The 22953-nt window shown below is 40.8% G+C and carries 24 protein-coding genes and 2 other annotated features; of the genes, 1 reads left to right on the forward strand and 23 read right to left on the reverse strand.

Annotated features, from left to right (window positions below):
* Window positions 1-52: 52 nt before the first annotated feature.
* The 18 genes from ACYVLS_RS05290 to ACYVLS_RS05375 form a co-directional block, all read right to left on the reverse strand.
* Window positions 53-1246: an acetate/propionate family kinase gene (locus ACYVLS_RS05290; RefSeq protein WP_460322067.1), complete on the reverse strand. Its 1194-nt coding sequence runs from the start codon at window positions 1244-1246 to the stop codon at window positions 53-55.
* 26 nt (window positions 1247-1272) lie between these two features.
* The gene (locus ACYVLS_RS05295; RefSeq protein WP_460322070.1) at window positions 1273-2286 is read right to left on the reverse strand and encodes a class I SAM-dependent methyltransferase; all 1014 of its coding nucleotides are present in this window, start codon (window positions 2284-2286) and stop codon (window positions 1273-1275) included.
* A gap of 209 nt (window positions 2287-2495) precedes the next feature.
* Window positions 2496-2780 (reverse strand): 50S ribosomal protein L27, encoded by a 285-nt coding sequence (rpmA, locus tag ACYVLS_RS05300; RefSeq protein WP_091267019.1) that lies wholly within the window; start codon window positions 2778-2780, stop codon window positions 2496-2498.
* 16 nt (window positions 2781-2796) lie between these two features.
* Window positions 2797-3138 (reverse strand): ribosomal-processing cysteine protease Prp, encoded by a 342-nt coding sequence (locus tag ACYVLS_RS05305; RefSeq protein ID WP_460322073.1) that lies wholly within the window; start codon window positions 3136-3138, stop codon window positions 2797-2799.
* 24 nt (window positions 3139-3162) lie between these two features.
* The gene (rplU, locus tag ACYVLS_RS05310; RefSeq protein ID WP_460322075.1) at window positions 3163-3474 is read right to left on the reverse strand and encodes a 50S ribosomal protein L21; all 312 of its coding nucleotides are present in this window, start codon (window positions 3472-3474) and stop codon (window positions 3163-3165) included.
* A gap of 48 nt (window positions 3475-3522) precedes the next feature.
* Window positions 3523-3597 (reverse strand) — a sequence feature (ribosomal protein L21 leader region).
* Window positions 3598-3645: 48 nt separating this feature from the next.
* Window positions 3646-4440 (reverse strand): septum site-determining protein MinD, encoded by a 795-nt coding sequence (minD, locus tag ACYVLS_RS05315; RefSeq protein WP_460322077.1) that lies wholly within the window; start codon window positions 4438-4440, stop codon window positions 3646-3648.
* Entirely contained in the window at window positions 4440-5120 is a 681-nt protein-coding gene (locus ACYVLS_RS05320; protein WP_460322080.1) for a septum site-determining protein MinC, read from the reverse strand. Before ACYVLS_RS05320 ends, minD begins: the two co-directional genes overlap by 1 nt.
* A gap of 17 nt (window positions 5121-5137) precedes the next feature.
* Window positions 5138-5701 carry a rod shape-determining protein MreD gene (mreD, locus tag ACYVLS_RS05325; protein ID WP_460322083.1) on the reverse strand — a complete coding sequence of 188 codons (564 nt, stop codon included), beginning with the start codon at window positions 5699-5701 and terminating at the stop codon, window positions 5138-5140.
* Window positions 5702-5703: 2 nt separating this feature from the next.
* A complete protein-coding gene (gene mreC, locus ACYVLS_RS05330) occupies window positions 5704-6555 on the reverse strand; it encodes a rod shape-determining protein MreC (RefSeq protein WP_460322085.1) in 852 nt (283 codons plus the stop codon).
* A 153-nt stretch (window positions 6556-6708) separates the two neighbouring features.
* Window positions 6709-7719, reverse strand: coding sequence for a rod shape-determining protein (locus ACYVLS_RS05335; RefSeq protein WP_460322087.1), 1011 nt, complete (start codon window positions 7717-7719; stop codon window positions 6709-6711).
* A 226-nt stretch (window positions 7720-7945) separates the two neighbouring features.
* Entirely contained in the window at window positions 7946-8146 is a 201-nt protein-coding gene (locus ACYVLS_RS05340) for a cold-shock protein (RefSeq protein ID WP_034302391.1), read from the reverse strand.
* Window positions 8147-8331: 185 nt separating this feature from the next.
* Window positions 8332-9018: a RadC family protein gene (gene radC / locus ACYVLS_RS05345; protein ID WP_460322089.1), complete on the reverse strand. Its 687-nt coding sequence runs from the start codon at window positions 9016-9018 to the stop codon at window positions 8332-8334.
* 63 nt (window positions 9019-9081) lie between these two features.
* The gene (locus ACYVLS_RS05350; protein ID WP_460322091.1) at window positions 9082-9738 is read right to left on the reverse strand and encodes an HAD family hydrolase; all 657 of its coding nucleotides are present in this window, start codon (window positions 9736-9738) and stop codon (window positions 9082-9084) included.
* 2 nt (window positions 9739-9740) lie between these two features.
* Window positions 9741-12386, reverse strand: a complete 2646-nt coding sequence (locus tag ACYVLS_RS05355; RefSeq protein ID WP_460322094.1) for a valine--tRNA ligase — start codon at window positions 12384-12386, stop codon at window positions 9741-9743.
* Window positions 12387-12434: 48 nt separating this feature from the next.
* Window positions 12435-12665, reverse strand: a binding site (T-box leader).
* A 19-nt stretch (window positions 12666-12684) separates the two neighbouring features.
* Window positions 12685-13188 (reverse strand): thiol peroxidase, encoded by a 504-nt coding sequence (tpx, locus tag ACYVLS_RS05360; RefSeq protein ID WP_460322095.1) that lies wholly within the window; start codon window positions 13186-13188, stop codon window positions 12685-12687.
* 69 nt (window positions 13189-13257) lie between these two features.
* Complete coding sequence (gene thiI, locus ACYVLS_RS05365) at window positions 13258-14475, reverse strand: tRNA uracil 4-sulfurtransferase ThiI (RefSeq protein WP_460322097.1); 1218 nt, start codon at window positions 14473-14475, stop codon at window positions 13258-13260.
* Window positions 14476-14485: 10 nt separating this feature from the next.
* Complete coding sequence (locus tag ACYVLS_RS05370) at window positions 14486-15622, reverse strand: cysteine desulfurase family protein (RefSeq protein ID WP_460322099.1); 1137 nt, start codon at window positions 15620-15622, stop codon at window positions 14486-14488.
* A 130-nt stretch (window positions 15623-15752) separates the two neighbouring features.
* On the reverse strand, window positions 15753-17474 hold the full coding sequence (locus ACYVLS_RS05375; protein WP_460322101.1) for a septation ring formation regulator EzrA: 1722 nt from the start codon (window positions 17472-17474) through the stop codon (window positions 15753-15755).
* A 128-nt stretch (window positions 17475-17602) separates the two neighbouring features.
* Here ACYVLS_RS05375 and ACYVLS_RS05380 point away from each other — a divergent pair, with 128 nt between their 5' ends.
* Window positions 17603-18079, forward strand: a complete 477-nt coding sequence (locus ACYVLS_RS05380; protein WP_460322103.1) for a GAF domain-containing protein — start codon at window positions 17603-17605, stop codon at window positions 18077-18079.
* 103 nt (window positions 18080-18182) lie between these two features.
* On the opposite strand, the gene rpsD is transcribed toward ACYVLS_RS05380, so the two are convergent.
* The 5 genes from rpsD to ACYVLS_RS05405 all read right to left on the reverse strand — a co-directional run bounded on the left by rpsD (window position 18183) and on the right by ACYVLS_RS05405 (window position 22952).
* Window positions 18183-18788, reverse strand: a complete 606-nt coding sequence (gene rpsD, locus ACYVLS_RS05385; RefSeq protein ID WP_460322105.1) for a 30S ribosomal protein S4 — start codon at window positions 18786-18788, stop codon at window positions 18183-18185.
* 383 nt (window positions 18789-19171) lie between these two features.
* Window positions 19172-20305 (reverse strand): baeRF6 domain-containing protein, encoded by a 1134-nt coding sequence (locus ACYVLS_RS05390; protein ID WP_460322107.1) that lies wholly within the window; start codon window positions 20303-20305, stop codon window positions 19172-19174.
* A 140-nt stretch (window positions 20306-20445) separates the two neighbouring features.
* The gene (locus ACYVLS_RS05395) at window positions 20446-21000 is read right to left on the reverse strand and encodes a sugar O-acetyltransferase (RefSeq protein WP_460322110.1); all 555 of its coding nucleotides are present in this window, start codon (window positions 20998-21000) and stop codon (window positions 20446-20448) included.
* Window positions 21001-21180: 180 nt separating this feature from the next.
* Entirely contained in the window at window positions 21181-22056 is an 876-nt protein-coding gene (locus ACYVLS_RS05400; RefSeq protein ID WP_460322112.1) for a siderophore ABC transporter substrate-binding protein, read from the reverse strand.
* Between the two features lie 134 nt (window positions 22057-22190).
* Window positions 22191-22952 carry an iron ABC transporter ATP-binding protein gene (locus tag ACYVLS_RS05405; RefSeq protein ID WP_460322115.1) on the reverse strand — a complete coding sequence of 254 codons (762 nt, stop codon included), beginning with the start codon at window positions 22950-22952 and terminating at the stop codon, window positions 22191-22193.
* Between the last annotated feature and the right edge of the window lies 1 nt (window position 22953).

Here is a 22953-nt window from a genome sequence, read left to right on the forward strand (position 1 = left end):
AGTTCCAGATTTCTTGTGGCGTGTATTTTATTCTTCTTTTAGAAAATCTGAATTAGCTGTTTCTAAATTTTTCTACGTCTCGAGCAATCATAACTTCTTCATCAGTAGGAATCAGGTAAACTTTAACCTTAGAATTCTCAGCTGATAAGTCTCTTTCCTTGCCACGGACGTTATTCTTTTCATCGTCAATTTCTGCACCAAGGAATGTTAGACCATCGATGACATTCTTACGTGTATCTGATCCGTTCTCACCAATACCCGCAGTGAAGACAATAGCATCTACACCGTTCATTGTAGCAGCATATGAACCGATATATTTACGAACTCGGTCTTCGAAGATGCGCAGAGCCAGTTCTGCTCGTTCGTTAGTTGTTTCGACATCTTCCAAGTCTCTCATGTCACTGGAAATACCAGACAGGCCTTTCAAACCAGATTCGTTATTTAAAATATAAATCATGTCATTAATTGAATCAATGCCTTCTTTTTCCATCAGGAAAGGAAGTAATGATGGATCAATATCGCCTGCACGTGTACCCATTGTCACTCCAGCAAGCGGCGTGAAGCCCATGGATGTATCCACAGATTTTCCACCGTCAACAGCAGTAATGGATGCACCATTACCCAGGTGACATGTAATAATTTTAGTTTCTTCAATCGGTTTTCCTAAAAGCTCTGCTGCACGCTGTGACACATATTTGTGACTGGTTCCGTGCGCTCCGTAACGACGGGCATTGTGTTTTTCATAATACTCCATAGGAATGCTGTACAGGTAGTTAACCTTAGGCATTGTCTGATGGAAAGATGTATCGAAAACAGCCACACTAGTAATATCAGGCAAGATTTTACGGAAGGCTTTAATTCCAGTTGCATTTGCAGGGTTGTGAAGCGGTGCAAACTCAGATAAATCTTCAATCTGCTGAATTACTTCGTCTGTGACTAAAGCTGAATCTTTGAATAGTTCTCCACCGGCAACCACTCGGTGACCTACGCCTGTGATTTCGTTATAGTCGCTTAAGATATTTAATTCTTTTAATTGTTTAAGAAGCATTTCTACAGCAACTTCGTGGTCGTCAATATCGACTGTCTGCTTGAATTTTTCACCGTCATTGTATTTAATAGTGAAAATAGAATCTTTCAAGCCAATACGTTCAACAATACCGGAAGCAAGAACTTCTTCCTGGGGCATGGTGTACAAGCTCCATTTTAGACTTGATGATCCCGCGTTAATTGCAATTGTTTTACTCATATTATTTTCTCCTTTTTATTAAAAATTTAAATCTCTTGTTCTTCTTTCCAGCTTTTAATTTCCATTAAGAAATTCTGGAACGCTTCCCTGTCCGATAGACTCGGAGACGTGGCAACGAGTACTTCTTGAGCCTGTTTACTTTCGGCTCCCTTTTTCTGTAAAACGAGAATGGATTTTCTTGACTGCTCATTCTTGAACCATTCATTCGGTAGATGAATAATGCCCTGTACATAGCCTACAGTATTAATATGTGCCAGAAGGGTTTTCACTTCTTCCGATTCAAATGTCTGGGTCGGTAGCAAGTAAAAGGCCAGTCCCGCATCTTTCAAGTATTTCAGTCCTTGTTCTATCAGTAGAAAATGACTATAGGAATAGCCCTCTTGTACAGCCGTATTAAATGTACCCTCTTGAAGAGGTACTGGATAATACCCCACAGGTAAATCTGACAGGATAATATCAATCGGGTTGATTAAGAGAGGCTGTAAAGCATCCTGGTGCAGCAGCTCTACTGGAATATCTAGTAAGGCCGATAACGTGCTGGTAAGCGATATAAGCAGCTCGTCATTCTCCACACCTGTAAAGCTGTGTTTCACTTCACCCTTTTGTCTAGATAAGTAGGAATAAAATGTATATAACAAATTACCTGTGCCAATGGACAAATCAGCTATGTGAGCCGGTTTTGAAAAATCGACAAACAGTTCTGCGAGATAACTCATCAGCAGACCAATAGCGTCTGGTGTAGGCTGATGATTGGGCTGCAGCATATCTTCTTTAACAGCCTTTATAAGTATGAGCTGTATAGCCTGTTTTTTCTCATCGAGACTGAATGAAGCCAAATCAACTGACTCATACAGTTTTCTCAATTCAGCCTGTGTGCTCTGAGTCGGCAGACCGTTTTCGATATTTATGTTACCCTTATCCAGAATATTCTCCCCTGATTCAATCAATGCTTCAAGAAAAGTCGAATCCAGATCTTTTTTTATCAGCATTGAAGATTCAAGCAGGACATTATAGAGTTTTTCCGCATGCGATGTCTCCAAAGAACTAACCCTTTCATTTTAAAGATGAGCTTACTGGCAATATCTGTGTCACTTTGCTTCGTAAGCTTTCCTTCCTATTTTAACCTATTCACCGACTATTCACAAGATTAACGACTAAGTGACGGCTATAAAATGACACCCTGTCATTTTATCAGAGAAATAAAAAAGGAATCATCACTTAAGGTTCTGATTCCTTTTTTCTTATGAAATTAGTTAGCTACAGGGTAAACTGAAACTTGCTTTTTGTTTTTCCCTTTACGTTCGAAACGTACAACACCATCAACTTTTGCGTATAAAGTGTCGTCTCCTCCGCGTCCAACGTTTTCACCTGGATAAATTTTTGTTCCTCTTTGACGGAATAAAATAGATCCACCTGTTACAACTTGGCCATCGCCACGTTTAGCACCTAAACGCTTGGATTGAGAATCACGTCCGTTGGATGTTGATCCTCCACCTTTTTTAGTAGCAAAGAATTGTAAATTCATTTTCAACATTGTTATTGCACCTCCATCATTTCCTGTGTGAGGAATTAATCTGTAAATACTCTCCATATTCTTCTTCCGTCTGTTTCAAGGAAAGATGCAAACTGGATAAAAGTATTTGAGCTGTTTCCATCTGCTTGTAATCTAATTGGTCCGGTAAAGAGAACTTTAAGTAGCCGCCCTGTTCATCAGCTGAAACTACATCAAGAGGAATACCGGCTAATTCAATAAGAGAATTGACCGTTCCTATACTCAATGCTGAAACAGCAGCACAGACAATATCCTGTCCATACGCTCCAGATTCAGCATGTCCTGACATCTCAACTGAAATGATCGTTTCTTTATCAAAACTGAAGCGAATGTCGATCATCAGAGCATCTCTTCCTTACATAGATTAGTTAGTTTTAATTGATTTGATTGAAACTTTTGTATACGGCTGACGGTGACCTTTTTTAGTGTGAGAGTCTTTTCTACGACGGTATTTGTAAGTCGTTACTTTTTTAGCACGGCCTTGTTTCTCGATTACCGCTTCAACAGAAGCTCCATCGATGAACGGGCTGCCGACAACTGTGTTGTCTCCACCAACAAACAATACTTCTCCAAATGTTACTGTATCGCCTGCTTCGCCGTCTAATTTCTCAACAAAGATATCTTGACCTTCTTCAACTCTAAACTGTTTACCACCTGTTTTGATGATTGCATACATACTTGTTGCACCTCCTTTAAATTTTGAATAAAATAGCAACTATTTTATTCTTGCACTTAGACTCGCCGTTATAAGTGGCCGTAAGGCGCTTCAAAACTTATTTACGAGCGGTTGCAGCTGTGGTGCGGCACAAATACAACATTAGTATCATACCAAATCTAGCCTGCAGAGTCAATTTTTTCTTCTAAATAATTTCTTCCATAAAGGAACTTTTTCTTCCTTGACTGTCATGAGAGGAACGTTTTCCCCTAATATTCTTCTGGCAATATTACGGTAGCCTTGTGAAGAAACATGGTTTGGATCCAGTACGACCGGATTCCCTCTATTAGATGAACGAACAACTTCATCATCTTCAAAGACAATCCCCAGTAAATCAATTGACAAGTGGCGAGTGATTTCATCAATATCCATCACATCTCCCTGCTGCATCATTGATTTACGGATTCGGTTAATAATCAATCTAGGCGCTACAATCGGTGTCTGTTCAATCAAACCAATTATACGGTCAGCGTCACGGATAGCTGAAATTTCCGGAGTGGTTACCAGTATGGCATCATCTGCAGCTGCAATGGAGTTTTTAAAGCCCTGTTCGATACCAGCCGGACAGTCAATCAGCACATAATCGTAATCTTCTTTTAGTTCTCCGACGAGATCAATCATTTGTTGTTCGTTGATGGCATTCTTATCCGCATGCTGGGCAGCCGGCAACAGGAACAGCTGATCGTTGAAACGCTTGTCTTTGATGATAGCCTGGTGCAGTTTCGCTCTGCCTTCCACGACATCAATCACATCATAAATAATTCTGTTCTCAAGTCCTAAGATAACATCCAGGTTACGAAGGCCAATATCCATATCCATCAGACACACTTTTTTACCTTGAAGTGCCAATGCTGTACCAATATTAGCGGTAGACGTTGTTTTTCCTACTCCACCTTTACCCGATGTCACTACAATTGCTTTTCCCATTAAAATATACCTCCTGAGTCTTTAGCTATTTCTGGTCGAATCCTTTTTAAATCATGCAAAGGAGATACTTCAATAATATGTAAGTCGTTTACATATACAAATTCTATAGTATCTGACTGATTAAACTGAGATTCTTCTTTTTCATCCACTACGTGAACATTTCCACCGACTCTAACCTGAGAATTATAACGGAAATTGGCTACGACTACAGCACTTTCTTTTCCTGAAAATCCTGCATGAGCAATGCCTTTTAATTCTCCAATGATAAAGATGCTGCCTGTGGCTCTGACCATGCCTCCAGGATGTACTTCTCCAATAAGGAGCAAGTCTCCTTCAGCTTCGATAATTTGTCCGCTTCTTACTGTTCTGACTTCCATCCGAGGCCGAGACTGTTCATGCCTTCGACGTGCTTCTGACAGTGTAATAACATCCGCTTCAAAGGAAACGACTTTAAAAAATTCATCTTCCAATATCGCTTTAGTTTTATGCTGTTCATCTTCGGTCAGTACTCGGTTTCCTGTCAGAATGAAAAACTTCAATACATGATCGGCCTTGGTATCGTTCTTGAGTTGCCGTTTCAGCTCTTCAATTTCTTCAAAAACTGTTTCCATCGCTGCCTGCGCATCAATGATTAGCTGAAACCCTTCTTTTCTCCCCTTTAAAGTGACTGCCTTGTTCATCTGTTCACCCCTATAAATTATCTGTACGTTGCACGCGACTTAGACTGCGCTGACTTTTCTTTCGATTTAAGTGTTGTTAGCTTAACACTGTACTTCAGCGGTAAAGCTAATACTACTATCGCTATTGTATTGAATAGCAGAGAAGCTGAGAGACGCATGGCTATAAACTCCTGAGTGCTGAATGATGTCAAATCGATTACGCGGTATATTCCAAATATCAGAAATTCCAGCAGTGTCAGCATAATGACAGCAACCAGTACAATCGTCAGATAATTCGGTTCCAGGATATTTCTCAGCTGAATGATGAAATAGCTGATAATCATCAGAGCAGCTATATATATACCTAAAATACCGGAATAATAGCTGTCATAAATAAAGCCGAATACGATAGACAAGATGTACATGTGTCTGGGTTCAAGGAAAAAAGCCAGGACAATAACTGTCAAGACAAATAGACGCGGGGTCATGAAGCCAATGGAAATATCCAGACTGTCATAAAAAAGCGACACAATTACCCCGTCCAGCAGGAGAAAAAAGAAAAGCAAAACAATAGGGATAATAACTCTTCGCCATTGCTCCATTTTTACTCACCACTTTCTGCGAGTCTATTAATAATAGTAACGTAACGCAAATTATCAAAATCTGCTGCCGGTCTAACATAAACCTGCTGAGCCAGACCATGAGCATCCATACTGACCTCTTCTACCTCACCGATGACTAACCCCCTAGGAATCATGCCACCAAGCCCTGATGTCGTAATGAGTTCACCTTCACTAATTTCGAGCGTAGATGTAATTTGAGACATGACGAGTCGGTCGTTTGAAGAATCATACCCACTAATGAGTCCGTAGATAATTTCTTCTTCGAGAACAATCTCTGATGAAACCTGATTGGCTGTCTGCTCAATGTTTGTCAGAAGTACTATTTTAGAACTGGTAGGATTGACCTCAGAAATTCTGCCTATCAGACCGTTTCCTGCCATAACAGGCATCCCAACGGCTACCCCGTCCTGACTCCCTCTGTCTACAACAATCTGATCTACCCAGTTGTCAGGGTTTCTTGAAATTACTGTGCCGGAAATAGTCTGAAAATCTGTTAAAGAATTCTGAAGTTCCAGTTCTTCTCCCAGACGAAAATTCTCATCTCTCAGTACATTTATTTCAGCCTGTCGTTCATATAATTTATCGATTTCCACTTTTAAGCGCTGGTTTTCTTCATACGTATTCTGCAGATTATTAACGGATTCAAATACATTGGTTACCGTATTTGCCGGACCTGAAAAAGCACGTCCCATTACTGCTGTTATGTCATTTGACGCCTGCTGCAGGAACGGTGTTGAGCTACCTGTTCGTAGCGACAGCGAAAGAAGAGACACAAACACAATGACACTAATCAGCAGAATAATCATTTTTTTATTTGTAAAAAACTGGTTCAATTAAGACACCTCTTATAATTTAACTTTGCTTATTTTACCACACATCCAGAATCAATCGTAGAGGTAGTTTAGTCTATTAATCAACATTATTCTGACTATTTTTTAAGCGTATACTCAATAAATAAGCGGGAAGTTAGCCTCCCCGCTCTTACTTTATCGTGATTGTTTTTTATACAAATCCATGTGGTTCAAAGCTTCGCCGGTACCGATGGCTACACAATCAAGCGGATTGCTTGCAACAAAAACCGGTACTTCCGTCTCATTAGCAATGACGTCACTTAAATTATTTAAAAGTGCGCCCCCACCAGTAAGCACTATACCTCTGTCAATAACATCTGCTGATATCTCAGGTGATGTATCTTCCAGTGTTGCCTTCACCGCAATAATAATGCCGTCGATTACTTCTCTAATGGCTTCTGCTACATCAACAGCTGGAATCGAGATAGTTTTAGGCAAACCTGTCAGTAAATCTCTTCCTCGAATATCCATGCTTTCCATTGTTTCTGCCGCTTCTATTGATGCACTACCCAGCTGCATTTTAACAGCTTCTGCGGTGCGTTCACCGATTAACAGATTATACTTGTTTCTAATATAGTGAATAATGGATTGATCCATCTGATCGCCTGCCATTTTAATCGTACGGCTGCTGACAATTCCACCTAAAGAAATAGTCGCTACATCTGTCGTTCCGCCACCAATATCCACTATCATGCTACCTGTCGGCTCATTAACCGGCAAGCCGGCACCGATAGCAGCTGCGAATGGTTCTTCAATCAGATAGGCTTCTCTCGCTCCTGCCATTCGTGCAGCATCCAGTATCGCACGCTTTTCAACTTCAGTCCCGCCTCCGGGTACACAAACGACCACATTAGGCTTGGTTGAACGCTTGCCCACAGATTTTTTGATGAAATATTCCATCATTGCAGATGTCGTATCAAAGTCAGCTATCACGCCATCTTTCATTGGACGAATAGCCACAATACTGCCGGGTGTTCGACCAATCATTTTTTGTGCATCTTCACCTACGGCCACTACCTCATCCGTCTGCTTGTCTTTAGCAACCACTGATGGCTCCCCAAGAACGATACCTTTACCTTCTAAATATACATTAGTATTTGCTGTACCTAAATCAATACCAATCCCTTTTTTTCTAAACCAAAACACTAAGAAAATCTCCTTTCGAATGTTGAACCAATCTTATAACCTTTTAAAATTGAATAGTCTTGTATTCATTATACTATTGTACCTTTTTACGGCACAATATGCACTACCTTGCTTTTACTTTATTTTAATTTTAATATTTGAAACGATTCGTTACATGATTTTTAGACATTAAAAAACCGAGTAAGCGATTAGGCTTACTCGGTTGAAAATTTAAAATTAAAGTTAATTAAGCTTTTTCTACGTTAGCAGCTTGAGGTCCGCGTGCGCCTTCTTCGATATCGAAAGTTACAGCTTGTCCTTCTTCTAATGATTTGAATCCTTCTTCGTTAATAGCTGAGAAGTGTACAAATACGTCGTCAGCACCTTCGCGCTCGATAAATCCAAATCCTTTTTCTGCGTTAAACCATTTTACTGTACCGTTTTCCATCTTACATTTCCTCCTCGTGCCTTGTGCACATATTATTTCACATTATTGCTATAGGTACGAATCGGAATGTTGTTACACATTACTTTTTTCTTTCCCTAACAAAATGCTAATTACATAGTATCACGGAAAATTCATAATTGCAAGCTATATAATGAAAAAGTTTATATAATCCAATATAACAGGAATTATTCAAGTTTTCCCAATTCTTTAAGACTCACAAAAGAATCCTCTCCAATAATAAAGTGATCCAGCAGTTCAATTCCTATAAGTTTTCCCGCTTCACTCATGCGTCTGGTGAAGGACAAGTCAGCTTCTGACGGTTCCGGATTTCCTGAGGGATGGTTATGCGCAATGATGATACGCGCAGAGGAATACTTTATAGCTGCACGGTAAATTTCTCTTGGATGTGCGACACTTGAATTAAGCGATCCAATAAATATCGTTTCTTTTTTGATGATTTCGTTTTTAGTGTTCAGAAACAGTCCCACCACTATTTCCTGATGCAAGCCCTGCAATTCGTTCATCAGCAATTTACCAGCAAATTGACTAGACGTGACCGTTCCCTCTTTGAGAAGAGGCGTTCGAGCCATGCGCTTGCCTAATTCAATTGAAGCCAGTAGTTCAATCGCTTTCGTCTTTCCTATGCCGGGAAGAGCCATCAGTTCTTCCATCGAGGCATTCTTCAGCATGAACAAGTCATCAAAATGCGAAAAAACCTGCATGCTTAACTGGATGACATTATAATCTTTTGTACCTGTTCGAAGCATGATGGCTAACAGTTCATGATTAGCCAAAGCTGACGGTCCAAATTCCGCAAGGCGTTCTCTTGGTCGTGATTGAGTGGGTACTTCTATGAATTTTTGAGTATGCATAGTATCCTCCTGAAAATAGAATAAAGAGGAAGACAAGTGTCTCCCCCTTCTATACATTACCCATTAAATTAATTTCTCACTTTTTATTTTTCTAAGAACTTCATGAAGATCATGGCAGACATCTAATGTAAGTTCCCTTACATTATCATCCGGTTCTATCAAGTCAGGAACCATTACTACCGGAAAGCCCGCTGCATTGGCTGCTTTTATGCCATTGAGTGAATCTTCAAGGACAAGCACATCACTGGTATCTTCTCCTGCCAATTCTTTTGCTTTTATAAATATTTCCGGATCAGGTTTAGAATGCTTCACTTCATCCCCACCTACTATTCCGTTAAAGAACTTATGAATGCCGGCATTTTCAAGCAGCTGCCTGACGATTGCTCTTTCCGAACTAGATGCCACAACCGCTTTATACCCTTCTTCATTAATATAAGTGAGCAAGTCGGTAAGCCCTTTTTTCAATACGGGAGCAGAAGCGAACAGGGCTTCTTTCAAATCCCTGCCACTTTCCGCAATGAATTGCGTTACTTTCTCCTCATCAAACTGGCGATACATCGCATCGAAAAAGTCCTGATCGCTCGACCCTATAAACTGCTTGTAGAAAGTATAATCAAACGGGATTCCCACTTTTTCTGCGGTCTTCATATTCGCTTTGAAATAAAGAGGTTCCGTATCAAACATGAGACCATCCATATCAAAAATAACTAGCTTAGTCACTCTTAACCCTCTTTCAGTTTGCTCATTTTTTCCAACTGATTTTTAACAGACTGATAATTCTCCTGGTACTGCTTTCCTTTTTGACGCTCTTCTTCTACAATCGCATCCGGTGCATTCGCCACAAATTTTTCATTGGACAGCTTTTTCTCTACACGATTAATTTCATTGAGCCATTTTTCTTCTTCTTTCTTAAGTCGCTCAATTTCTTCACCAATATCTACTAGACCAGCCAGAGGAATGAAAATCTCAGCCCCTTTAACGACGGCAGTCTTAACCTCATCAGGTGCATTAATGTCTGTTTCGATAGTCAGCTGTTCCGGGTTACAGAAGCGTGAAATATATGATTGGTTTTCAATAAGGAAGACCTTCTCCTTATCTGATTTTGCCTTAATCAGTAAATCAATCGTCTTGGATAACGGACGGTTGGCTTCCGAACGAATCGTTCTGACCGAACGGATGACTTCAATCAACATCTCCATGTTGCTGACTGCTTCCTCATCTCTAAAGTCTGAATTGACAACTGGATAAGCAGCGGTTACCAGCGAATCACCTTCGTGAGGGATATGCTCCCATATTTCTTCAGTCACGAATGGCATGATAGGGTGGAGAAGCTTTAAGGTCTGGTCAAGTACATGGACCAGTACAGATTTCGTTGACTGCTTCTGACTGTCTGTTCCCTGTGTCAGCTGTTCTTTACTCATTTCGATATACCAGTCACAGTAGTCATCCCAGATAAAGCGGTAGAGTTGTCTTCCAGCTTCACCAAATTCAAATTTTTCGAACAGTTCGGTGACCTGAGCTACCGTTTCATTTAATCGGGCTAAAATCCATTTATCTGCGATAGACTTCTCCAAATTCAAATCGATATCTTCTATTGAAAAGTCGCCCAGGTTCATTATTACATAACGGCTGGCATTCCAGATTTTGTTGATGAAGTTCCAGGAAGCGTCCATTTTCTCATAGCTGAAGCGGACATCCTGACCTGGTGCCGACCCGTTAGACAAGAACCATCTCAGCGCATCTGCCCCATACTGGTCAATAACTTCCATCGGATCAATCCCGTTACCCAGCGACTTACTCATTTTACGTCCCTGTTCATCTCTAATCAGTCCGTGAATCAGTACATTTTTAAATGGTGCTTTGCCTGTAAACTCCAGGCTCTGGAATATCATACGGCTGACCCAGAAGAAGATGATGTCATAACCGGTAACCAGTGTGCTTGTCGGGAAGTACTTCTGGAAGTCAGCATTGTCCGTATCCGGCCAGCCCATTGTGGAAAACGGCCACAATGCAGAACTGAACCAGGTGTCCAGGACATCTGCATCCTGCTCCCAGTTTTCATCATCGGATGGAGCTGTTTCACCCACATACAGTTCGCCTGTTTCTTTGTGATACCAGGCAGGTATGCGGTGTCCCCACCAGAGCTGTCTGGATATAACCCAGTCATGGACATTTTCCATCCAATTATGATAGGTCTTCTCAAATCGTTCCGGCACAAAATTAACTTTATCATCTGTCTTCTGATGATCCAGTGCCTGCTCTGAGAGAGGGCCCATTTTTACAAACCACTGGGTAGACAATCTCGGTTCAACGATAACTCCTGTTCGTTCTGAATGGCCGACACTGTGAGTCATTTCTTCAATCTTAATAAGGTAGCCTTGTTCTTTTAAATCAGCCACAAGTGCTTTTCTGGCTTTAAAACGGTCCATACCTTCGTATTTTCCAGCGTGCTGATTCATGCTGCCATCATTATTCATAACATTCAGCTGTTCAAGATTATGGCGTTTCCCAATCTCAAAGTCATTCGGATCATGAGCCGGTGTAATTTTTACGACACCTGTTCCGAATTCCATATCGACATAGTCATCAGCGACGACTTCCAGTTCACGGTTAACTACCGGAAGAAGCACTTTCTTCCCGATTAAATGCTGGTATCGTTCGTCGTCCGGATGAACGGCAACAGCGGTATCCCCCAGCATCGTTTCCGGACGTGTGGTTGCCAGCTCAACGGATCCCTCTCCGTCAACAATTGGGTAGGAGATGTGATAAAATGCACCATTTATATCCTTATGGTCAACCTCAATATCAGACAGGGCTGTTTGAGCTTTGGGATCCCAGTTAATGATATACTCTCCGCGGTAAATGAGGCCTTTATTGTATAAGTCAACGAAAACCTTGTTGACTGCTTTATTCAGACCTTCATCCAGTGTAAATCGTTCTCTGGAGTAATCGACAGACAGGCCGACTTTGGCCCACTGACTTCGAATATTTTCTGCGTATTCCTCTTTCCAGTCCCACACTTTTTCAAGAAACTTCTCCCGACCTAAATCATGACGGGAAATACCTTCCTGAGCCAGTTTCTCTTCAACTTTCGCCTGGGTCGCGATTCCCGCATGATCCATCCCTGGCAACCATAGGGTATCGTAGCCCTGCATGCGTTTTTGACGAATGATAATATCTTGCAGCGTGGTATCCCAGGCATGCCCAAGGTGAAGACGGCCGGTTACGTTGGGAGGAGGAATGACGACTGAATAAGGCTCAGTCCCATTCGGGTTAGGTTTGAACAAGTCTTTTTCAAGCCAGTTATCGTATTTGTTTTGTTCAACTTGTATAGGGTTGTATTTAGTTGACATTTCAGTATTTTCCATGGTTTACACCTCATTAAATTTTTCTAAAAAAAAAGCACTCCTCCTATATGTTAGGACGAATGCTTCGCGGTACCACCTATTTTACTGCACTCTAATAAACAAGCGCAGCCTCTCAGTAACAGTGTTAACGGTCTGTTCTTCCGGTCTCAAGTACTCTATTTCCCCAAGACAGTTTTTCCCAAACTACTTCCTCGGTTAAATTATCAGGGATTCACACCAACCACACCCATTCTCTTAGATAATTATATGCCAAGTACTCCTTTTGGTCCTAACTCGTTTTATTTATTATTCAGTTAAATTAATTCAGTTCAGCCTCTTCATGCCGTGCAGCTGACAGAGCAGATTCAAAATCTGGGTTATTAGACATCTCTTTGACAATTTCTCTATAGACAATTTGTCCATTCCGGTTCAAGACAAATACCGCACGAGCTATCTTGTCCAAGTCTTCAATGTACAGGCCGTATTCTTTAGAAAAACTACGGTCTTCATCATGCAGGAGTTCGGAAGCCATAACTTTCGACTCACACCATTGTTTCTGCTGATCCACTGTATTTGCAGACAGTGAGATAATTTTCGTATTTTTCAATTCTTTAGCTTTTTCGTTGAATGTGTCTGTCTGTCTGGAACACGTACTCGTTTCTATATCAGGAAATGTGCTTAAAATAACCACATCGCCTGTATAATCAGATAATTTAACCGTCTCACCATTCAAGTCCAGCGCACTAAAAGAAGGAGCCTCTTCTCCTACTTGAGGGGGTTGACCGTTCGTTTGGAATTGTTCACCTTTGAGTGTTACGTCCATACTATTCCCTTCTTTCCTTTAAGTTATCTCTAGTGTACTTTTCAACGTGAGACTTTGCAACTATTAACTTTAAAACAAGGACTGGAACTCCGAGTTATTAAGGGCTTCAGATGAATCCTTTTGAGTAATTGAACTGATTACAATTCCAGCTAAGGCATTGTCTACCAGTGTGTTTATATCAAGATCTTCTTCCAGCTCGCGCACTTTCTTAAGTTTAGGTTTAGTTTTGGGCTTGGATGGAGCAAATACCGTACAGCAGTCTTCGTATGGTTGAATTGCCAGCTCGAATGTATCGATTTCCTGAGCAATTGATATGATATCATTTTTATCCATCGAGATGAGAGGTCTTAGGACGGGAACCGCTGTTACCTCATTTATCGCCATCATACTTTCGAGTGTCTGAGAAGCTACTTGCCCAAGGGATTCTCCATTCATTATTGCCAATCCATTTCTGTCAGCCCTAATCCGGTCAGTCAGTCTTAACATCATTCTCCGGGTGATGGTCATAGAATAGCTTTCCGGGACATGTTTTTTGATGGCTTCCTGAATTTCGGTGAAGGGTACTTCTATAAATTTGATTTCATCTGTATAACGAGCCAGTTTAGCTGTCAAATCTTTCGCTTTTTGAAGGGCCTTAGGGCTCGTATATGGCGGACTGTGAAAGTGAACGGCTTCAATTTCCACACCGCGTTTCATCGAGAGGTAGCCAGCTACTGGAGAATCAATCCCTCCAGACAGCATAAGCATCCCTTTCCCAGCCGTACCTATTGGTAAGCCGCCTGCTCCTAATAGGGTATCAACCGAAATGAAGATGCCATCCAGACGAACTTCCACTCGTACATTGAGATCGGGCTGCTTCATCTTAACGGAAACGGGCTGAAAGGTCTTCTCTACTTCTGCTCCTAATATTCTGTTAAGTTCATTCGTGTCATACTCAAAATTATGATCTGCTCGTCGCGTCGTAATTTTGAATGTCATGTTTTCTTTAAAATGATTACCGACTAAATGTATGACTGCTTTTTTCGCTTCTTCAACTGATTTATCCACCTTAACCACAGGCGAAAAATTCTGAATACCGAAAATGTCTTTCAATTCTTCCATTACACTTTCTGGATCTTCTTCGTTCAAAGTAATATGCAGACGGTCTCTATTGGCAACAATTTTTAATGTCGAATATCTTTTCAGCTTTCTGCGTGTATTTCTCTGCAGCTTTTTTATAAAATACTTTCTATTCTTTCCTTTTGTGGATAATTCTCCGTACCGAACTAGAATTTCTGAAATTTGCATGCTGTTCTCCTTAATCTATTTCTCTTAACTGATTATAAATAGTGTCAAACTCTCTCTTGAATTCTTCTACTTCACTTAATGTATTCTCATGGCTGATACTAATTCTAACAGCCGATTCAGCTTCGTCTTTCGTATAGCCCATATCGCGTACTGAGGGCTGTTTCAGCTTTCTTTTACTGGAACAGGCACTAGTTGTAGAAACAATAATCCCTTTTTGCTCAAGAGCATGGACGACTATTTCTCCCTTTATACCAGAAACGCCAAAGCAGATAATATGAGGGGCACTTTTATCCGGAGTAAATACTTGAACCTTTTCTTTCGTTTTCAGAAAATCAGAAATGGCTGTCTTGCAAGCCAGCATCTGCCTTTGTTTTTCATGACTGTTTTCAAGAATCAGCCTCAACGCCTTGGCCAACGCCACATTTCCGGGTACATTTTCGGTTCCGCTTCTTTTACCGCTCTCCTGACCGCCACCGCTCATTAGGGGAGCCAGTTTTCTCCCTTTTTTGAGATAAATAAACCCTGTTCCTTTAGGAGCGTGGAATTTGTGTCCTGAAAAAACAGCCATATCAATTCTTGAATTTTTAAGGTTCAAGTCAATTTTTCCGATTGCCTGCACAGCGTCGACATGGAAGTGGATGGAAGGATAGTCTTTCAGCACCGCTGAAATTTCTTCTATGGGAAGGACACTGCCTGTTTCATTATTGACAGCCATCACAGAAACAAGGACAGTCTCTTTTCTGATGGCCTTTTTTAAATCCTCAACATTGATTTGACCCGTCTCGTCAACCGGCAGATACGTTACTTGCCAGCCAAGACTCTCCAATTGTTTCATCGAGTTCATGACAGCCGGGTGTTCGATGGCAGAAGTTATCATATGTCTGCCGTAACTCTTTTTTTCAATGGCAGTTCCTTTAATCGCCCAGTTGTCACCTTCTGTCCCCCCACTGGTAAAGTAGATTTCTTCCTCAGTCACTTTTAACAGAGAGGCTATTTGCTTTCTGGCTTGTTTTAACAGATGGTTCGTTTCTTCTCCAAGGGAATGTAAACTCGAAGGGTTCCCATAATAGGACTTGCTCGCGGCTAAGAAAGACTCGAGTACTTGGCTGTTGACTTCTGTAGTTGCTGAATTATCAAAATATATCATACTTATTCCTTTCTAAACCTGCTCAGTTCAAACTTTATCTATTATATCAAAATAGTTAAAGGATTCAACTTAAGTTACGTTCTATCTTTAAACCGCGAAAAAAGCCAGTTCTCAGACTGACTTTTCGCTGTTATACAGTATAGGTTTTTTCTTTCTGATAGTGACTCAGTACTTCCTGATAGGCACCCGGTTCAATAGACTCCAATTTTTCTCTAACCATCTTAAGAGAGGTATCATAATCAAAATCTTCCAGAAACAGATTTTCACTGTATCTTATCGTTTCAATTACCTCTGGGTGTTCTTCGCGGTGTCTATATAGGCGTTGACTCGTTACTTCCGTTAAGAGTGCATGATCGACCAGTTCGTCAGTGCGATCTGCCAGCTTTTCAATATCTTCTTCACACATCTCGTGCAGGGTCAGAACTTCCTCAAAATCCAGTTTTGGTCGAGTCAGTTCTTTAGCTAGTGTTTCCAAGTGATCGGTAGTATAAAAGAAAAACTGCAGATAGTCTTTCGGGAGACCTGGCAGATGCTTGGTTTCAACGTAGCGCTTCATTTCTCTCAAAGCCAGCTCCATTTCGTCTATATCGCTTTTTATCTCTTTTTCCTTACTGCGGTAAGAATGCAGTGTCTCTGATAGTGACTGAAGAGCGGCTGACAATTCCTCAGCCTGAGTAAACGCAGTATCAAGAGACTGACTGGCATCGGAATAAGCAAGTACGTTATTGGAAAGATCACTTTCTACAGTTTGGACTATGCTTTTCACCTGAGCTATTGAAGATTGAATTTTTTTGTAGTCCTGCTCTTCATTCTGATACAATTTGTAACTTTGACTGATACGGTCAATTTCAAAGCCAAGCTCTTTCTCCTGATTCTGCAAATACAGAACAATTTTACGAAGCTGCTGCTGCAGCCTGCTTGTTTCAGCTTTTGCTTCAATTTCAGTTTCCATGCTATCGTAAAGCTTGTCTATTTGAGTTTCAATCACAACGGTCATGTTATCTGCAGAAGCAAGATCAAGCTGTTTTAAGGCTTCTTTCAGTTGTTCAATCTGGTCAATCAACAAACTGACTTCATCATCAAATTCAAAGGTGTCTGGGAAGACATAATCCTGACTGGTTAATGTCTGGTAGCCTTCCTTTATTTCTTCCAGCTGCGTCAGGTAGTCCTTCTTGATAGTTGAATGATACTCGGGTATTTTTGACATCAGCTTTTCCATCTGGTCCATTTCTTTTTCTAGTCTATTGACTACTTTTTTCGCTTCTTCATGGTCACCAGATGCTGTTAAGTCAGAAAATGACGTAAAGTCACTTTCAATTTCTCCAAGCTTGTCTTCCAGACTATCAATTGATTCTCCAAATGAAAAACTACTGGCCAGCAGTTCTTTTCTGAGTTTGTGATACCGTTTTTTGATGGAATCAATTTTTTTCAAATTGGCTTCTTCTCTCTGAAGCAATTCATCAATTGTCAGTATGGTCTGATCAAGTGTCTCATTGATAAATTTCAGCGCATCTTTAGCCTTATCCTGTTTGTCAGTCGCTTGCTTGAAACGGTATCGGTCTGTTGACTCTTCTGCCTCAAAAAGCAAGGATTCGATTTCAGGTAAAGCTGCTGCCTCAATTTCATTAATTTTATTCACAGTCTGATCGGCTAAAATTCTGGACTGGCCGGTAATTGACATTTTCCCAAGTTTTTTAGCTTTTGTCACGGGCAGAGACGTTTGAATTTTTTTCTTCTCCTTGTCTATCTCATCAATTTCATTATAATGTTTCTTTTTTATATAATATGTACCAAAATAGATACTAATCGCTAGCACTATGATGGCTAACGTTATGACAACTTGACTGGTCATAGTTTTCCCTCCAACTGGTTTCAAACAATTTTAAGCTGAACACTCCTATACAGTATATCAAACTTAATTCGATTATGTTATACTAGCAAGCAAATTATCAAAATATTTATTCTAGAAAGGATTATTTCATGCAATCTGATAAATTAAACTTACTAAATAAGCAATTGAAAGCCATTATATCAGATGAATCAAATTTCATCGCCAATATGAGTAATGCCTCAGCCTTGCTGTTCGAACAACTCGAGACAATTAACTGGGCAGGATTTTACCTCTTTGATCAGGACCATAACAATCTGGTTTTGGGCCCTTTTCAGGGAAAAGTAGCCTGCATTCGAATTGACAACGGAAAAGGGGTCTGTGGCGCAGCTTATGAATCGGGTGATTCCCTTATTGTTGCTGATGTTCATGATTTTCCTGGCCATATTGCCTGTGACGCTGCCAGCCGCTCTGAAATAGTTGTTCCGTTAGTAAAGAATGGTGTGAAGATAGGCGTTCTGGACATTGATGCACCTGTAAAAGACCGCTTCAGTGAAGGTGACAGGGAAATCCTGGAAGGATTCTGCTCTATCCTGCTGGAGTTATCCGATACTAGTGCATATCACTAAACCAGTCTTAGTATCTACAGAAAGCATACACATACGAATTTACAGACAAAAAATCCGCTATCTCTATGAGATAACGGATTTTTTACTGTTATGCTTTTAATGATTATCTGTTGTAGTATTCAACAACGAATGCTTCATCAATTTCAGCAGGCATTTCTTCACGTAATGGTAAACGTGTCAATGACCCTTCAAGTTTTTCGTCATCAAATGTAACGAAATCAGGACGACCAAATAATGATTCTACTGACTCTTTGATAATTTTCATGTTTCTTGATTTTTCACGAACGCCCACTACATCTCCAACTGATACGTGGAATGATGGAATGTCAACGCGCTTGCCGTTCACAGTAATGTGACCGTGGTTTACTAGTTGACGAGCTTGACGACGAGTTGTCGCAAGTCCTAGTCGGTAAACTACGTTATCCAAACGCTGCTCAAGTAATACCATGAAGTTAACACCGTGCTTACCTTCACGAATTTTACCAGCTTTGTTGTATAGGTTAAAGAACTGACGCTCATTTAATCCGTACATGAAGCGTAGTTTTTGTTTCTCTTTTAATTGTAGTCCGTATTCAGATAATTTGATACGTCCAGTAGGGCCGTGTTGACCAGGTGCGTATGGGCGACGAGCCAATTCTTTTCCGCTTCCGGTTAATGAAATGCCTAATCGTCTTGATTTTTTCCATGATGGTCCAGTATAACGTGCCATAATAAAATTCCTCCATTTATAATAGTTACCAGCTGCTTAATACAGCCGATTATGGAGTAAAATAACGTGTGAAAGCTCAGTAATACGTGCAGTTCCTTTTCAATCTTCACCACTTGCAGCCGCTGGTTACACAATTGCGCTCATTTAGACAATGGCAAGAAACTGTTGACGCGGTTACCACTTTCCGCTGCGGTATTTTACACAACTTCTAGTATAGCTTTTTCTCTCCAACATGTCAATACATTCTTGCTATTATCTGGCATTCGGACTTTAATGAGACTGACTGTTTGTGCGTTTATCATTTGCTTAAGCTAATCATCAGCCCTAAACAAATTGACATCAAAAGAACCGACTGCTTTGAGCAGCCGGTTCTCCGTTATTTATTAGAATCTTAAGAGCGCCGCAACACCTGTATCTGAAGGCATGCTGGCTTTTTCCAGTACAAATACTTTTCCGTTAGTCTTCAGCACATTATGAACAAGCTGATTCACATAGTGCTTAGTTTCAGTGCCTGCTTTGTGCTGGCCATTTTCATCAATGGTGCCGTGAACCTGGAAATGATCTTCAAGCAAGAGGGTATCAATCTTACCTTGAATACTGGCCATAGCCAGATCATTGTACTGCGCTTCCAGACGAAATTCAGGTTTGGTTTCATTAAACTTGTCCACAAGGTCTTTATAGCGACGATTGATAATTTCATCGACAACTTCACTTGTATGTGCCTGTATATCATTAAATGACAGCTGAGATGGTGACGCCTCTACTCTCGTTTCATCCAGATGAGGATTCTTGCTTAATTTTTCAAAATCAGAAGCGTTTTCTGGTAGTGTAAATAATACTAAAGGCAGTTCAGTGGGTTTAGAGAAATTCTCAAAGATAAAATTATCAACTAATCGGAAGTAATTCACCTGATCAATTTCAACTTCGTGACTCTTCTCATTATGACCATGGAAAACGCCTCCGCTGTTCCCATCACCACCGTTGTATGAACCAACGTTCAGTTCTCCACCAGTCAGTTCATCTCCTAGTGCTTTAGTCAGTGTGTCCGGTGCGTCTTCAGGCAAGTCCACTTCCTGAATCGTTGTTCCTCGACCATTAAATAGTGAGAATTTATCGTGATTCAACGCCAGCAGGTGATAATAGCTGACATACTGGAAGTTAGAAATCAGCGGCAGAACATAAGCTTTTTCCGCTACAACTGTTCCACTGGCAATCGGTACACTTAATCTATAATAGAAAACGTCCTCAGGTGTAATATAAATGACTACACTCTGACTGGCTTTTCTCCAGAAATCAGTATTATCTCTTAAGTCTTTCACTTTATTTAGTAATGAATCACAGAATTTTTCATCAAATTCATCGCATAATTTAACTTTTGCTTCTTTTAGTAAATTTTGGAATTGAATTTTATTTGATTCTACATCAAACGAATTTGATTCAGAGTTTAACGAGAGAGAAACAACTACCTCGTATTCCTTTAAAACCTCTTCTGTTGGAAACGTAAACAGTTCTATCATGTGCTTCACCTTCCATTCATTATTTTCTTTATTATTAATTAGTTTCTTCTTAATAATAAAGAGTGCTATATACACATCATAGCTAATACACCGCTAAAAGTCTAAGGATATGCTACCAGCATTAATAACAAAGTAACCGCTTATAAATCAATCGTTTTAATGACTTTGGCAGGCACCCCTGCTAAAACGACATTATCTGAAAATGATTGGGTTACGACAGAGCCGGCTGCGACAACAACATTATCTCCTAATGTTACGCCCCCTACAACTGTTGCATTGGTACCCATCCAGCAGTTGTCGCCGATGGTGATTGGGCGACCGAATTCCAGACCTGAATTTCTTTCATCCGGGTGTAGAGGGTGCTCCGGCGTGACCAGGCTGACTCCCGGACCAAGCATGGCGTTTTTTCCAATTTTAATCGGACAGACATCCAGAAAGACACAATTAAAATTGGCGTAGAAATTATCTCCCACATGAATATTGTAACCATAATCAACTCGAACGGTGGGTTCGACATGTACAGTTTGTCCTGTGGATCCAAATAATTCTTTGATGATGTCAGCTCTGTCTCTATCCGTATCTGCCCGGTTAAACTGCTGCGCTTTAGTGTGTCCCTCGAGCCTGTCCTTGACCAGTTCAGGATCCGACGGGCTGTACATTTCTCCTGCCTGCATCTTTTCTTTTTCACTTTTCATGTCACTTACCTTCTTTCCTTCTATTTTAATCAGGATACTAAATAAACAGTAGAATAGTTAAGTCTACATATGCCATTAACTTTACTTCTGCTATTGTTTTACTCTTTTAGTTTATCAAAAAAGGAGACAAGATAAACGGTAATCACCAGCCCTATCTCCTTCACTATATATTGATTTACTTTATTTTAAAACTTGAGCAACTTCTTCCATCATAATACGGAATGTACCCACTCCACCTTCGGCCAAGTACCAGGCTGCTGGTGATAAATAGGTGATCTGGCCTTCCTGATAGGCTGTAGTCTCCTGAATGATGGGGTTCTCCTCCAAAGGAGCGGAAGAGGTATCTCCTCCTATAGCCGCCGTTCTGTCAATAACAAACAGTATATCTGGATTCATCTCGAGAATATATTCATAGGAAACTTCCATCCCGTGATTGGCTTCTTCTACACCCTCGTCTACTGCCTGAAAACCGAAAGCATCGTGGACTACACCAAATCGTGAGCCGGGTCCGTAAGCTGAAAGTGATCCTTCGTTGTACATCGCCATCAGAGTGGCCAAGTCAGATGAATCGGCTTGTTCATTCAATTCCTCTAATTCAATGCTCAGCTCGTCAATTATTCCCTCAACTTCTGCTTCCAACTCAAAAATCGCACCAAGTCGCTTCAGGTTATTTTCGATAGAAGCAAAGTAGTCTGTTGCATCATTGGTCAAATCAATCGTCGGTGCGATAGCCTGTAAATCATCATAGGCAGCACTGGACCGTCCCGCCACAATAATCAAATCCGGTTCTGCAGCATGTGTCAGTTCAAGGTCTATTTCAAAGAAGCTTCCAGCAACATCAATATCCTGAAAATCTGACAAATGCTCAGGCAAATTAGGCGAAGCCGTCAATACCACACGTTCACCTAAACCTAAAGCAGAGATATTGTCCAGTTGACCATTGTCGAATACAGCTATTGTCTTAGGATCAGTCGGTACATCGACACTGTTGCCTGCTGCATCGGTTATATTAACTGAAGTGGGCGATTCAACGGTAGATTCTACTTCCTCTCCCATTCCTGATGCTCCTATTGTATCTGCATTATCTGTTTAAATCTGGCTGTCACCACAGGCAGTCAACATAACTGCCAGCCCTACTGCACTCCATTTCAATACACGTGTCTTATTCATTTGTTCTTCCCTCTTTCTTTTTAATTTTTGTAGTATAAACAATATTTCTTTCCTTTCCTTTCAATAACATCAACATCCATATTGTAGAGGTCATCCAGAATTGGTTTCGTTATCATTTGTTCAACTGGTCCGGAAGCAAAGAGCTGACCATTTTTCATTGCCACAATATTATCGGCATAACTCGCAGCGAAATTGATGTCATGAACAACTGTAACAACTGTTTTTCCAAGTTCATCCACCAGACGTCTAAGTGTCTGCATCATTTGCACACCAAAGCTCATATCAAGATTATTCAATGGTTCATCCAGCAGAATGTAATCTGTATCCTGGCACAGTACCATTGCAATCATTGCCCGCTGAAGCTGCCCACCCGACAGTGTATTTATGTAGCGGTTCTGCAGTTCTGAAAGTCCTAAGTAGTTCAATGAACTGTCAATTACGGCATGGCAATTGTTGTTCAACCGCCCTTTTGTATAGGGAAAGCGTCCAAAAGAAACAAGTTCTCTGACTGTTAGTCTGACTGTCATCTGATTTGTCTGTTTTAGAACAGATAACCGCTTGGCAAACTCACCTTTTTTCCAGGATCTGACTTCATTCCCATCGAGATAAATATCACCAGTGTCTTGAGGTATCATACGGCTGACCATCTCAAGCAGCGTGCTTTTCCCTGCCCCATTGGGTCCAATACAAGCAGTTAACTTCCCATCTTCAATCGGGAGGCTTACATTGTTGACAACAGCTGTTCCACCATAAGTTTTCGTGACGTTTCTTACTTCCATCATG

The sequence above is a fragment of the Alkalibacterium psychrotolerans genome, from assembly GCF_054784355.1.